General features: G+C 40.9%; 14 protein-coding genes. 8 read left to right on the top strand and 6 right to left on the bottom strand.

The annotated features are described in order from the left end of the window. Window positions 1-176 precede the first annotated feature (176 nt). Window positions 177-1,706: a SulP family inorganic anion transporter gene (locus tag FNH22_RS01140; protein WP_143396450.1), complete on the bottom strand. Its 1,530-nt coding sequence runs from the start codon at window positions 1,704-1,706 to the stop codon at window positions 177-179. A gap of 335 nt (window positions 1,707-2,041) precedes the next feature. On the opposite strand from FNH22_RS01140, the gene FNH22_RS31920 reads away from it, so the two are divergent. The 5 genes from FNH22_RS31920 (at window position 2,042) to FNH22_RS01120 (ending at window position 5,146) form a co-directional block, all read left to right on the top strand. Continuing rightward, on the top strand, window positions 2,042-2,188 hold the full coding sequence (locus FNH22_RS31920) for a hypothetical protein (protein ID WP_185154032.1): 147 nt from the start codon (window positions 2,042-2,044) through the stop codon (window positions 2,186-2,188). 21 nt (window positions 2,189-2,209) lie between these two features. Continuing rightward, window positions 2,210-2,938: a hypothetical protein gene (locus FNH22_RS01135; RefSeq protein WP_143396449.1), complete on the top strand. Its 729-nt coding sequence runs from the start codon at window positions 2,210-2,212 to the stop codon at window positions 2,936-2,938. A gap of 9 nt (window positions 2,939-2,947) precedes the next feature. Then, a complete protein-coding gene (locus FNH22_RS01130) occupies window positions 2,948-3,511 on the top strand; it encodes a Crp/Fnr family transcriptional regulator (protein ID WP_221420185.1) in 564 nt (187 codons plus the stop codon). A gap of 101 nt (window positions 3,512-3,612) precedes the next feature. Continuing rightward, window positions 3,613-4,485 (top strand): alpha/beta fold hydrolase, encoded by an 873-nt coding sequence (locus FNH22_RS01125; protein WP_143396448.1) that lies wholly within the window; start codon window positions 3,613-3,615, stop codon window positions 4,483-4,485. A gap of 151 nt (window positions 4,486-4,636) precedes the next feature. After that, window positions 4,637-5,146 (top strand): GNAT family N-acetyltransferase, encoded by a 510-nt coding sequence (locus tag FNH22_RS01120; protein WP_221420184.1) that lies wholly within the window; start codon window positions 4,637-4,639, stop codon window positions 5,144-5,146. 224 nt (window positions 5,147-5,370) lie between these two features. Here FNH22_RS01120 and FNH22_RS01115 read toward each other — a convergent pair whose 3' ends face one another. Both FNH22_RS01115 and FNH22_RS01110 read right to left on the bottom strand, forming a co-directional pair. Continuing rightward, window positions 5,371-5,928: a DUF2911 domain-containing protein gene (locus tag FNH22_RS01115; RefSeq protein ID WP_143396446.1), complete on the bottom strand. Its 558-nt coding sequence runs from the start codon at window positions 5,926-5,928 to the stop codon at window positions 5,371-5,373. 50 nt (window positions 5,929-5,978) lie between these two features. Beyond that, entirely contained in the window at window positions 5,979-7,466 is a 1,488-nt protein-coding gene (locus FNH22_RS01110; RefSeq protein WP_185154031.1) for a toxin-antitoxin system YwqK family antitoxin, read from the bottom strand. Between the two features lie 605 nt (window positions 7,467-8,071). Between FNH22_RS01110 and FNH22_RS01105 the strand changes: the two genes are divergently transcribed. Continuing rightward, entirely contained in the window at window positions 8,072-8,653 is a 582-nt protein-coding gene (locus tag FNH22_RS01105) for a TIGR00730 family Rossman fold protein (protein ID WP_143396444.1), read from the top strand. Window positions 8,654-8,791: 138 nt separating this feature from the next. Continuing rightward, window positions 8,792-10,042, top strand: a complete 1,251-nt coding sequence (locus FNH22_RS01100; RefSeq protein ID WP_143396443.1) for an aspartyl protease family protein — start codon at window positions 8,792-8,794, stop codon at window positions 10,040-10,042. On the opposite strand, the gene FNH22_RS01095 is transcribed toward FNH22_RS01100, so the two are convergent. After that, window positions 10,033-10,506 (bottom strand): hypothetical protein, encoded by a 474-nt coding sequence (locus FNH22_RS01095; protein ID WP_143396442.1) that lies wholly within the window; start codon window positions 10,504-10,506, stop codon window positions 10,033-10,035. The two genes, FNH22_RS01100 and FNH22_RS01095, sit on opposite strands and share 10 nt — an antisense overlap. 99 nt (window positions 10,507-10,605) lie before the next feature. Between FNH22_RS01095 and FNH22_RS01090 the strand changes: the two genes are divergently transcribed. Further along, window positions 10,606-11,721: an NAD(P)/FAD-dependent oxidoreductase gene (locus FNH22_RS01090; RefSeq protein ID WP_143396441.1), complete on the top strand. Its 1,116-nt coding sequence runs from the start codon at window positions 10,606-10,608 to the stop codon at window positions 11,719-11,721. 73 nt (window positions 11,722-11,794) lie between these two features. Here FNH22_RS01090 and FNH22_RS01085 read toward each other — a convergent pair whose 3' ends face one another. Both FNH22_RS01085 and FNH22_RS01080 read right to left on the bottom strand, forming a co-directional pair. After that, window positions 11,795-12,112: a hypothetical protein gene (locus tag FNH22_RS01085; RefSeq protein ID WP_143396440.1), complete on the bottom strand. Its 318-nt coding sequence runs from the start codon at window positions 12,110-12,112 to the stop codon at window positions 11,795-11,797. Between the two features lie 166 nt (window positions 12,113-12,278). Further along, the gene (locus FNH22_RS01080) at window positions 12,279-12,800 is read right to left on the bottom strand and encodes a hypothetical protein (RefSeq protein ID WP_143396439.1); all 522 of its coding nucleotides are present in this window, start codon (window positions 12,798-12,800) and stop codon (window positions 12,279-12,281) included. Window positions 12,801-12,972 lie beyond the last annotated feature (172 nt).

The following is a 12,972-nucleotide window of genomic DNA, read 5'->3' as shown; positions in this document are numbered from 1 at the left end:
CTTAACGCCAAATACTAGGTTTACTTTTGCGGTTCTGTTCCTCCTCGTAGGTTAACACAGCATCTGATATCGTTGCTACATTAGCCGCTGGCCCTCATCGGTCATTCTGTGAAGGAGGGCTATATGTTTAAAGATCAATCAACAATGAAGGAAGAGGGCCAGGACCGTTAAAGTATTTAAATATCGTCTACGGCCAATTTATAAGTAGGGTCTTCCAGGATATTTACATCAATTATTTCTTCTGCATTTTTAAGCAATCCTTTGCAATCCTGACTTAGGTGTTTGAGATGGATCTTTTTCCCAACCTTTTGATATCGTTCGGTGATCTTGTTCAGTGCCTCAATGGCAGACATATCTACCACTCTGCTTTCTGCGAAATCAATGATCACTTCTTCAGGGTCATCCAACACATCAAATTTTGAATTAAATACGGTTACAGAGCCAAAAAATAACGGACCGTAGATCTCGTAATGCTTTATTCCATTATCATCAATGTATTTTCGGGCACGGATACGTTTTGCATTGTCCCAGGCAAATACGAGGGCGGCAATGATCACACCTATGACCACAGCAAGTGCCAGGTTGTGAAGTACCGCAGTTACCAGGGTGACCAGTACCATGACAAAGATGTCTGATCGGGGCATTTTATTAAATGTTTTTAAGCTGGCCCATTCAAATGTCCCGATGGATACCATGATCATAAGGCCTGTCAATGCTGCCATAGGCAATTTTTCGATGAGACCCGCACCAAACATGATGAAGACCAATAGCATAACAGCTGCTACTATTCCCGATAACCTCGCCCGTGCTCCGCTGGAGATATTGATCAGGCTCTGTCCTATCATAGCGCAGCCCCCCATCCCTGAAAATACTCCCGAGAGGATATTAGCCGTACCTTGTGCCACCGCTTCTTTGTTACCGTGCCCACGTGTTTCAGTGATTTCGTCAATGATGTTGAGCGTGAGTAAGCTTTCAATAAGCCCTACACCTGCCACTACAATGGCATAAGGAAAAATAAGTACCAATGTATCCCAGGTAAGTGGTATAGAAGGAAGGTGAAAAGGAGGGAACCCACCCTGGATAGAAGCAATGTCACCTACCGTTTTTGTGTCAATGTCAAAGAAAATCACGACGCCGAAGACCACCAGTATTGCTACCAAAGAGGCAGGGATAGCTTTACTTATTTTTGGGAGTCCCCAAATAATGAACATGGTAAAAATGACCAGCCCAAGTAATATGTATAGAGGAGTTCCTGTAAGCCATGCGCCGGTTTCATCTTTGAACTGGTCCAGTTGTGACATAAATATGATAATAGCCAGGCCATTTACAAAACCAAATATAACGGGATGGGGTACCAGGCGCATCAGCTTACCTAAACGTAATAAACCGGCGGCCACTTGAATAATACCTGCCAGTACCACTGTGGCCAGTACATATTCCACTCCATGCGAATGGGCCAGTGCAGCAATGACAACCGCCACCGCCCCGGTAGCTCCTGATATCATTCCGGGCCGACCACCCAGGATGGAGGTGACCAAACCCATCATAAAAGCGGCGTATAGTCCGGTAAGGGGTGAGAGCCCGGCTATCAGAGCAAAAGCCACAGCCTCAGGTACTAAGGCCAGGGCTACCGTAAGGCCGGAAAGCACTTCATTTTTATAGTCTACTTTCTGCGATAGGTCGAATAAATTGAAATATCTTTTCATTTGAGTTTGTATAAAGTCAAATAGCACTACTGAAAATAGTAGTTTCTATTCTCCAAGTATGGATCAATAAACCTTAGATTGTACTGTTTTACAGCTTCGTTTGGATCTGACGCGTTTAGCGTTACTTAATTTAAGGCTGCAAGGTTAGTGATTTTATTTGTATTCCCGGGAGTTTTGGTAATAAAACAGTCCCATTACATTGGTAATTATTGGGTTTACACGTTGAATGACAAGTTTTTTGTGGCTATCTTACCATTAAGTATCGAATACAAGTTAAATAAACCCGGAGTGGTTTTATTCGTAATGAGTACAGGGAATCGCTTAATCAGGCAATAATGGAATTACCGAATTATATTGAAAGTGATAGTAGTGGAAGGCTAAAATTGAATTTTTCCAAAGGGATCAAATCCGAAAAAGGAAAAGAACTATTAAAAAAGGTGGCAGCGTTTTCTGTCGAGCTGGATAGGTCCGATAAGGAATAGTATGCTATAGCATAGCCAATAATGCCTTGGAACGTATTCATTTTCCCCCTCGTAGCCGGATATTACTTTTTATCCACTTGTAAGCGTTACAAATACATCAACCAGCGGTTGGATCGGCAAAGACTTATTTTTAACTCTATTCTTTGTGGCATTCTATTATTCACCTTCTCTTATATTTCCTTGCACCTTGCCTACTACGCTTATGCCAAGCTGTCCTTTCACCTGGTTTTCTTTGACCGGTTAGGGTCGCATTTCAAGTACGAATACCTGGATGCGTCATTACTATCCCTTTTTCTATCCTGGTTCTTAGCTCAAATTATAAATACACGTTTGGATGATACCACAGAGCTTTACACCACCATCAAAAAGGTAGGTACAGATCTGGAGCGAATTATAGCCAAATCATACCTGGACTTTGAACTGATACAGTTTACTTTAACCAATAATAAGTTCTATATAGGCATTGCCACTGAAATACCACCGCCAGGAAGTTTGGCTTACCTTAGCATCAAGCCATTTTATAGTGGTTATCGTTCCGAAGATACTAAGCGGCTTGTGTTTACGAATAATTATTCCAATGCCTATGAATCTTACTTGGATAATGATCCGGAAAATGATATGTCAATGACAGTGATCATAAAAAGTGAAGATGTAACTACGGCTACTCCGTTTGATCTTGGTATTTACACTCATTTTAATAGTAAAAGCATCAAAAAAATGACTTCTGAAAAGCATGATAATAAAAGTTAATACTCTAAAATGATCAGATCGTTTTTAAATCAGATACACCCCGTAGAGCGTGAGATCCTGGATGAATACCTCAGTCATTGGCAAGAGTACTCCATTAAAAAGAGATCATTGATCACCACTGTCGGGCGAACCGAGCGGTGGATGTATCTCGTACAGGAAGGTATTCAAAAATCCTATTACCTGACCGATGAAAAGGAGCACGTAATTGCCTTCACATACAGCCCCTCTTTTTCGGGTATTTTAGAGTCATTTCTAACACAAACCCCTTCTAAATATTATTTGCAGTCTATTACGGATAGTAAGTTTCTCAGGCTTTCATTTCAACAGCACCAGGAATTAATGCAGGAATTCAGACCGATAGAGACATTATTTAGAAAAGCTGTGGAAATGTTTGCTATCGGCATGTTGGAAAGGCATTATGAGTTAATGGCGTATAACATAGAAAAGCGTTTTAAATCATTTGTTCTGAGGAGCCCACACCTGCTTAACAAAGTGCCACATAAAGACCTGGCTTCCTACCTGAGAATTGACGCTACTAACTTTAGTAAACTACTGGCTACTGTGAAAGTCTGAAATCTTGGTATGTACCAAGATTCTTAATGCTTGCACCAGGGATATTTGTATCAAAACTCATTATGAGATTTCTTTTCCTGGTACTAACCTTAATAAGTGTCATGCAAAACATTGTAAATGCACAAGATTGGCTGGATACGGTACAATATCCATTCAAAAGTAATTTTATTGATCTTGGATCCGGAAAAATGCATTACCTGGATGAAGGTGAGGGCGAGGTGATATTATTCGTTCATGGAACACCGACATGGTCTTTTCTCTATCGAAATTTTATCAAGGCCTTTTCTAATGGATATCGTTGTATAGCCCCCGACCACATTGGGTTTGGCTTGTCAGATAAACCGGGAGATTACATGGGTACCCCAAAGCAGCATGCTGAAAACCTGGCGGAATTCATTGAAAAGTTGAACCTGGATAATATCACTTTGGTAGTCCATGATTTTGGAGGGCCCATTGGCCTGGGGTGTGCCCGGCAACACGCAGATAAAATAAAACAAGTGGTGCTCTTCAATAGCTGGTTATGGGCAACGGAGATGAACCCCGAAGCCCGGAAAGTAGACAAGATAATTAATAGTGCGATGGGTAAATTTTTGTATTTAAGGATGAATTTTTCACCTCAGGTATTATTGAAAAAAGGGTTCCATGATAAGAAGAACCTTCCTAAAAAAGTGCATAAGCACTATATTAAACCCTTTCCCAACAGGACCTCCAGGCTTTCCCTATGGAATATCGGTAAAAGTCTGGTCGGTTCGTCGGATTGGTACCAGGAGCAATGGATTGGACTTTCAGCATTAAAAGAAAAGCCATGGTTAATTTTATGGGGGGTGAACGATCCTTTTTTTAACAGGGAATATCTGAATAAATGGAGGGACAGTTTGCCTGACGCAGTGGTAAAGGAGTTTGATTGTGGACATTTTGTGCAGGAAGAAGCTACGGAAGCTTCCATAGCTGCGATAGATGATTTTATCCGATAATGGGGGTAGGGGGTGTTAGTTGGCCCAAAAGACGTTCTTTTTGCCTAAAACAGGCCTTTCAATGTTACATTTTCTTATGGTGTAGTATCTTTAACCATCAGTAAAGATTACCATGAAGACATTTCCCCTTTTAAAATCAAAAAGGCTTCGATTGAATAAACCTGCCGTAGCAGATATTGCTGATATTATGAAATATGCCGGAAACAGCAAAGTAGCTGAGACGACGCTCAACATGCCGCATCCTTACCTGGAGGAACACGCTATATACTGGATCAATATGGCAAATGAAGGGTTTGTAAACAGGGACCAATTCGTGTTTGCTGTTCGATTAGCCGGAAGTGCACAGTTAATTGGTGGGATAGGTCTAAACCTGGAATCACGCTTTGATCGTGCTGAAATGGGCTACTGGATAGCCGAACCTTTCTGGGGTAATGGCTATGCCTCTGAAGCAACGAAGGCGGTTGTGAAATTTGGCTTTGAACAGCTAAAGCTCAATAAGATCTATGCTACCCACTTTTCCGGTAACCTTGCTTCCGGTAAGGTAATGCGTAACTGTGGCATGACGAAAGAGGCCGAGCTCAGTGAACATATAAAAAAAGGAGGAAAATACTTTGACCTCGTTCAGTATGGGCTTACGAAAAACGTATATACTTCATCGTGATTACTTGAGCTATTATCACGGGCTTTTTTCATCCTGGTTTACTATTTATATACTCTTATGGTAAGTTAAGCCGGAGATGGAAACGTTTTAAGAACAATGTTTTGGTAGCTTTTATGGTCAGGTTCCAGGATGGGATCCGTAAAAAATCCCCTGATGCGGATGGTATCTTTTGCATGTTTGTTACCTCTGAACCTTGTTAAGGTAATATAAGAAGGTCTTTGCTGTTATACCTTTTCCATAGCGGTTATAGGCACCACTACCAATGTTTTTTCCCACATTAATACCATGTGGATCTCTTCGCTCATCTGTTCCAGTGAAATAGTAAATTGTTCAAACAGGTCTTGCGTAGTTATAGCTGGCACTTCTACCGTGAGCACGTCGTTGGCTGCTGCCCGATTGGCTTTGCCGGAAAAAGGTTTGATACCCCACTGGCCAATCTCACTGTTAAAGATCACATCCCATCTGTCTTTGTGAGGGATGGTAAACAGACTGTAGGAGCCCGGTTGCAATATCTTACCTTCAATATTTAAAGATTGGTTTGTTGTGAAAACAGTGGCTTCGTTAGCTCCGGTTCTCCATACCTCATCATAAGGTACCAATTTTCCAAATACTTTGCGGTCGTGTTTATAAGGACGGCAATAGTCAACCTTTATATCTAATCCGCTTTGTTGATAATGGGCTATACCTGTCGGGCTGAATGTTTTGGTATAAAAGCGCATGGATACTGCTGCTATGGCAATAATTGCAACGGTCACCCCTCCAATAATGATTAATTTCCTCATAGATTGTGACTGATAGGATGGTCTGTTATACTCTGTTTTTAAGGCCAGGGTTACTGTTTATCGTGATCAATTTTTTCACGTAGCCGGCCATTTTTGTAATAATAGTGCCATATGCCTGATTTTTCACCTTTTTTATAAGATCCTTCCGCTTCTTTTTTTGCACCCTGGTAGAAAAATTTCCAATTGCCTTCCCTAAGACCCACTTTGAACTGACCCTTTTCCGCTATATCCCCATTCTCGAAGTAATAGATCCAGTTGCCTTCCGGTACGCCATTGGCAAAGTAACATTCTATTTCCTTTTGTCCACTCGAATAATAGTTGATTTTTAAACCGGTTCCATCTTTTAAATCACCGGGGTCGAGTGTATTCCCTTCCTGAGTATAGAATTTGGATATGTTCCAAAGCTTTCCTTTTTTCCAGATTTCTTCCTGCATCAGTTGTCCGTTAGGGTGAAAAACCCCCCAAAGTCCACTTTCAAGCCCTCCGATAAAACTGCCTACATTTTTTAATTTACCGTCGTTGTAATAGCTGAACCATTGACCTTGTTGTTCACCATTTAAATAGGTACCTTCTTCAGTGACGAATCCTTTTGAATTAAAAAACCTCCAGTTGCCAGTAAGAAGGCCGTTTTCATATTTTCCTTGTGACTTTAACTTTCCGTTGCTATGGTAGTCAAGGTAGGTGCTGTCCTGCCAGCCTTGCTTATAGAAGCTGATTTCTGCGATCTTGCCACTGTTGTAATATTTGACCCAGCGGCCTATGGCTATGCCCATTTTATAATGGCTTTCTGACATCAGACTCCCATCCCGGTGATATTCACGCCAGACACTGTCAGGGATACCTTTAACATAGTGCTCAATACTTGCCTTTCGGCCTATGTCATAATTCTCTCTCCATGTTTTATCTTTCAGACCCTGATGATATGTACCTGTTCGTAACACATTGCCGAAAGGATTATACTCAGTATACTCACCGTGTAGTGTATCATTCTCATAGGTCATCACAGCCAGCGGTTCACCATATGTATTAAAAGTACGTGTAACACCATTTTTTAGGCCATTATCATAGTATTCTACTTTTTCGGTTTGTCCGCCGATATATTTGTGTACCCATTTGCCTGATCGTTTTCCACCTTTAAACTGGCCTTTGACTTTTATTTCTTTAGAGGAGTAATATTCTGTGTATCGTTCGGGCAGGCCGTCTTGAAAGGTAATGCTTGATTTTACCTGACCCTGAAGGTAAAAAGTATACCAGGTGCCTATACGTTTTCCCTTCTCGAATAGCCCTTCTTCGATTTTAGTGTCTGATGAATTGTAATACTGCCATTTGCCTTGTTGGACCCCTCCTTCCATATCGCCAATAGCGTAAATGCTGCTATCCGATGAGAAAAGTGTAGAAGGCTGTCCTTTACTTACTACTGTAGTGAGAAAAATTAAGGCCGGGGTTAAGAAACATCGCATGAATGAATGTCTTTTTAAGATCAGGTTGCTGTTAGAATTATTTTTAAAATTAGCCAGCTCTTCTATATTTGCAAGCATACTTCTAAACTCGAATAACATGGAGGCATTATTTCTGGTTCTTGTATTGTTTGTTTTGGCTATTATTTCACCAATTATTTTCCCAAATAAAATGGTGAGTAATAACAAACATGATGTCGACGGCCACACGGACGGCGAATAACATTTGCCACTGTTATACGGGTTATAGCAGGGTTTGTTCATTCTTATCTATTAAGAGAGCACCTAAGGTATAAGGCGTGATTCCCATATCTCAAACTACCGGTGGATGCCTTGTCTACAACGAGAAAAGACTAATTTGAAGAATAGGAGTATTACCCGGCCTTTCCTACACCAGTCAATATACTTTCTTTCCATTTTTTATACTGTCATGAATGATATTCGAATAAAGAAGCAATCTGCTGGCGTCCGGGTTCAAACCAGGTTGGCTTCATAGTGCGATAGAGAAACTTCCATAATCGTAACCTTCTTCGTGACTAAAGTGTTTTAGTCTTTGTATGTGGCATAGAGAAATTATGAGCTTTCTGACAATATAAGTGAAAGGCCATTGAACTCTGATACTGGTTGTCCTGGTCATACTACCGGTTTTAATTACCTTTATCGGATTATCCTGTCAGGGACTAACTATGAAAAATATATGTGTCTTTTGCGGGTCAAGCAGTGGCCATAATGAACTATATCTGAGGACGGCTGAGAGGCTGGGCGAACTATTGTTCCAAAGGAGTATGCGTTTGATCTATGGGGGAGGTAATATAGGTCTGATGGGGGCCGTAGCAGATAAAATAATGTCTCTTGGGGGTGAGGCAATAGGTGTAATTCCGGACTTTCTCATGAAAGCGGAAGTGGGTCATGAAGGACTTACAGAGCTCATTGTGGTAAAGTCTATGCATGAGCGCAAACAAAGAATGGCAGAATTGGCGGATGCCTTTGTGGCAATGCCCGGTGGATTTGGTACACTTGAAGAACTGGCTGAAATACTTACCTGGGTACAACTGGAGTTAGTACGTAAACCTGTGGCAATATTGAATATTAATGGTTATTACGATCTGCTGATTTCACAGTTAGATCACATGGTGGCAGAGGGATTTTTGAAGCCACAGAACCGACGTTTACTTATTGACATATCTGAACCTCAAGATGTTCTTGACACGTTACATTCTTTTTCCTTTGGCGACCATTCCTTTTGGAATAAGTTGAATAAAACGTAACAGGTGCATTCCTCTGATTGTTATTTTTAAATATCCCCCAAATTAGGTTATTTGATGGTGGTGTTGGGGATTTACAACCCTGAGTAAGCTCATTTATCATGTAAATTCTTTAATTTTTGAACGGAGTAGTTTCCATATATGATTCTATTTTACCGATGTATTATACTTATAGCTTTGTTGTTCTGTTCAACGCTAACAGGCTTTTGCCAGACACAACCTTTGGGCTTTCATATTGTAGGGCCAAATAAGAAGGTCAAGATTCCTTTTGAGACATATAATAATCTGATTGTCATACCGGTAATACTGAATAACCAATTGCCATTAAAGTTTGTGCTGGACACCGGAGTTCGTACAACAATTCTTACCGAAAAAGCCTTTAGCGATATATTGAACCTTACCTATAATAAAAAATATTCTATAGCAGGGCTGGGAGGAGATCAAATGGTGGAGGCGTATGTTACTTCGGGAGTATCACTCACATTACCACCCGGTATAAAAGGCAATGGACATTCTATGTTGGTACTGGCCGAAGATTACCTTGAGTTGAGTAATTACCTGGGTATCCATGTTCAGGGGATACTTGGATATGAATTATTCAGTAGGTTCATTATCGAGATAAATTATGATTCGCGTATGCTTACCATCACTACGCCTGAACACTTTAAGCGAAAAAGGTCATATGATGAAATACCAATTACCGTAGAAGATACTAAACCCTATATAAATGCGCATCTCACCTATTATGATGGGAATGAGCTTCCGTTGAAACTGATGGTTGATTCCGGAGCCAGTCATGGGCTGTTTTTAGAGGAAAGTTCCGACCCGCGTTTATACATACCGGAAAAAAACATTAGTAGTTCCTTAGGCAGGGGCTTGGGTGGGGTACTGAAAGGGAAGATCACACGCCTGAAGAAACTTAAGCTGGGCAAAAGACATTGGACTGATCTTATCGCAACATTTCCGCAGGAAAATAGCTTGCTGGATAGTTTAAAAAGTAGCATGGCGTTTCGGAATGGATCCATTGGCGGGGAAATATTAAATCGCTTTAAAGTCGTCTTCAATTTCCCACAGGAAAAGATGTATTTGAAAAGGGGTAAAGCCTATAAAAAAGCCTTTAGCTACAATATGAGTGGATTGATCGTAAAGGCCAAGGGAAGTACGTTGAATACATTTGAGATAGTATCTGTAAGACCTAATTCATCCGGCGAACGGGCAGGTTTCAAAGAAGGTGACGTTATAAAATCAATCAATAACATTGGTGCACAGAGCATGTCACTGACTAATATAATTGCATTTTTAAATGCAAAAGAAAACAAAAAACTTCGTATCAGAGTACAGCGTGGAAAACAAGACTATTTTAATACTTTCAGGCTGAAACGTCAGATCTGATTTTTGAACAACTCATGAAGTTCTCCTTTACCTCTTTTATAAGTTTTGTAGAGATAAACCTGCATCCTTTTGAAGCGCATGGAATTGAATATAGACCGTTGCAGCGTATGCGGAGTGAGAGATTGCTTTAACAGGTAGTCCTGTACATCCCCCAGATGCGAGTCATGATAGTTGGAGTTCTTTATGATCGTTATAGGGATGTTTTTTGTTTTAGCATGAGAATTAAGCTTCTTTATGAGCTTAACAAGGTTGAACTTTTCCAGGTTGTCATCAATAAGAATACATGACGGCTTGAACCTCATGATCTTTCGGAAGATGCCTGAAAGGTTAAAGTCAATTTGTGTTTTATAACGAATATTCTTGACGGCTTTTAAGTTATCATAAATGTGACTTAATTCAAGAGGATTGTTACCTATCAAATATATATTCAGAGGGTCAGAAGTTTTTGAATTAATGGCAGCCATAATAATCAATCAACGGTCATAGTTTAACGATAAAGGCTTCAATTAGTTCAATATAATTAACATTTCTTTTTGTTAATTTTCAGTAATAAAAAGAAGAATTTGTCACAGATAACAGTTGTAGGAGGAGGACTGGCCGGATTGGTGTCCTCTATACTTTTGTGCAGGAAGGGATTACCCGTAACCTTGATCGAAAAGAAGCGTTATCCGTTTCACAGAGTATGCGGTGAATATATTTCCAATGAGGTATTACCATTCCTGATAGCGCATGATCTTTATCCTGAAAATATCAATCCTGCCAGTATTTCCAGCTTTATGCTCACCTCAGTAAATGGTAGTAAAGCTGACCTGCCGCTGGACCTTGGGGGTTTTGGGATAAGCCGTTATGCATTAGATCATTTTTTGTATGAGCAAGCATTGGCTGCCGGCGTAGAATTTTACCATGAGACGGTTACTGACATTACCCTTGAAAATAATGGTTTCAAGGTAATCACCGAACGTCAGGTCGTGGAGGGGCAGGTGGTTATAGGAGCTTATGGAAAACGCTCCCGGCTGGATAAAAAATTTGATCGGGATTTCATAAAAAAAAGATCACCTTATATTGGTGTAAAATATCATATCCGGTATGATGCGCACCCCCGTAATGCCGTAGCCCTGCATAATTTTAAGGGGGGGTACTGTGGTATTAGTCGTGTAGAAGATGAGGTATATAATTTATGTTACCTCAGTGAGCGCACTAGTCTGAAGGTGCACGGACAGATCGACGCTTTGGAGAAAGAAGTGCTTGCCGAAAATCCATTCCTAGAAGATATTTTTAACAATGCAGAGTTTCTATGGGATAAGCCTGAGGTGATCAATGAGATTTCCTTTGAAACGAAGCAGCCGGTAGAAAAGAATGTTTTAATGTGCGGAGATGCTGCGGGTATGATTACCCCTCTTTGCGGGAATGGCATGGCCATTGCTATCCATACAGCCAAACTAGTGGCTGAAATAGTGACCAAACATATTACTAAAAGTGATTTTTCAAGGGATGATATGGAAAGGGAATATGCACTCCGGTGGAATGCACTTTTTAAAAACCGTCTCAGAACGGGTCGACAAATACAGCATATGTTTGGAGCACCATGGCTTTCCAATACTGCCGTAGGCATTTGCCGGTATGCCAGGCCTGTGGCTAACTACCTGATGTCAAAAACACATGGCACGCCTTTTCATTGAATTCAGTTTGAAGCGCCTGATCGCCCCTGCCTGGAGACGTAGTGTCGTGTCACATCCCAATTGACGTTAAATACTAGAGGCTGAATTCTATTTCAATGTTGGGAAGTTCTTGACCTGTTAGCAATAGGCAAGGGGCATGTGACACTTTTTCAGGGTTGGTAAGCGTGTTTCGGCCTTTAGGGATAAAGTTAGTGAAGATTTTTCTGGCCGTGAGATAACGTCTGTTCTCATTGGTAGAGTAAATACGATCTGCCGAAAGTTGATGAAGGTGTCCAAAAAGTTGGTGATGTTTCAAAGCGCTTCTTTTTAAGCACTTACGCTTATTGAAAGCATTGAAGTCCATGCGATCAAAGTAAGTAATCCCTCCGGTTTGTAGCATGTGGGCTTTCATACCAAACCCTACCGCTTTGTTTTCCTTTCCCCTTACGATAGGCCTCAGGTAAGGCTTGTGGAGGGAGACGATACGATCAGCTACTTTGGCTCCGGGGTGTTAAACAGGTAATCTTGTTGCTGGTATATCTTTCTAATGGTTTTGATATAGCGGTATTGGAGATCCGTTAACAGGATATCCGGGTGACTATTGAGTAAGTGCTGAGTCCTTTATTCAATAAATGCAGCAAGCTTCTTTTTCTTACTTTGTCTTTCTTATAGCTTTTTCGTTTGAGTCTATAATAGGTGAGTTGTTTCCTTTTCTGATCAATGTACTTATTCCTGGGACGCTTCGTGTTGGTCAGAGCGCACAGTTTAAACAACAGCTTTTCATACACCCACTGATTAGCTTCCCAGAGTGGCTTGATATCGGTGGGAAAGCGGATGTAGCTTTCATAACAAGTAGCATCCACAAACAGGGCATTGGTGTTTTCAACGTCACCCTTCCAATGGGTGAGTAGCATAGCTTGTAATTGATTCAGGTTGGCATGCTCGGAGATATAGGAACGTATTCTGGAAGGCAGGTTCATATCTTTAATGTACTGATCAGCCCCTAATACTTTCTGACAGAAAAACTGGAAAGGCCAGTCGGTATTGAATCGTTCTATTAATTTCTTATCACTACAGTTAAGATAATGTTTGAGAAACATCAGCCCAAACATGTCCTGATTACTCAGCTATCGAGGCGCTCCCTGACTGCCTGGTGGGGGAAGATATTCCCCCAAGGCTGCTAGAGGGAGGCTGGAATATAATTTGCCGATTTCCAGTTTCTTGAAAATGTGCCATTTTGGATCTAAGATGTCTTGGGGTTAGAAAATCTCT

It is taken from the genome of Fulvivirga sp. M361 (assembly GCF_007097395.1).
Taxonomy (GTDB): Bacteria; Bacteroidota; Bacteroidia; order Cytophagales; family Cyclobacteriaceae; genus Fulvivirga.
This window is presented reverse-complemented; position numbering and strand designations above follow the sequence as displayed.

Coding starts and splice junctions, on each gene's coding strand:
- FNH22_RS01130 (WP_221420185.1), top strand. CDS start 2,948: ATGATCAGATCGTTTTTAAATCAGATACACCCCGTAGAGCGTGAGATC.
- FNH22_RS01095 (WP_143396442.1), bottom strand. CDS start 10,506: ATGGCTGCCATTAATTCAAAAACTTCTGACCCTCTGAATATATATTTG.
- FNH22_RS01135 (WP_143396449.1), top strand. CDS start 2,210: ATGCCTTGGAACGTATTCATTTTCCCCCTCGTAGCCGGATATTACTTT.
- FNH22_RS01080 (WP_143396439.1), bottom strand. CDS start 12,800: ATGTTTCTCAAACATTATCTTAACTGTAGTGATAAGAAATTAATAGAA.
- FNH22_RS01110 (WP_185154031.1), bottom strand. CDS start 7,466: ATGCTTGCAAATATAGAAGAGCTGGCTAATTTTAAAAATAATTCTAAC.
- FNH22_RS01125 (WP_143396448.1), top strand. CDS start 3,613: ATGCAAAACATTGTAAATGCACAAGATTGGCTGGATACGGTACAATAT.
- FNH22_RS01105 (WP_143396444.1), top strand. CDS start 8,072: ATGAAAAATATATGTGTCTTTTGCGGGTCAAGCAGTGGCCATAATGAA.
- FNH22_RS01100 (WP_143396443.1), top strand. CDS start 8,792: ATGATTCTATTTTACCGATGTATTATACTTATAGCTTTGTTGTTCTGT.
- FNH22_RS31920 (WP_185154032.1), top strand. CDS start 2,042: ATGGAATTACCGAATTATATTGAAAGTGATAGTAGTGGAAGGCTAAAA.
- FNH22_RS01085 (WP_143396440.1), bottom strand. CDS start 12,112: ATGAAAGCCCACATGCTACAAACCGGAGGGATTACTTACTTTGATCGC.
- FNH22_RS01115 (WP_143396446.1), bottom strand. CDS start 5,928: ATGAGGAAATTAATCATTATTGGAGGGGTGACCGTTGCAATTATTGCC.
- FNH22_RS01140 (WP_143396450.1), bottom strand. CDS start 1,706: ATGAAAAGATATTTCAATTTATTCGACCTATCGCAGAAAGTAGACTAT.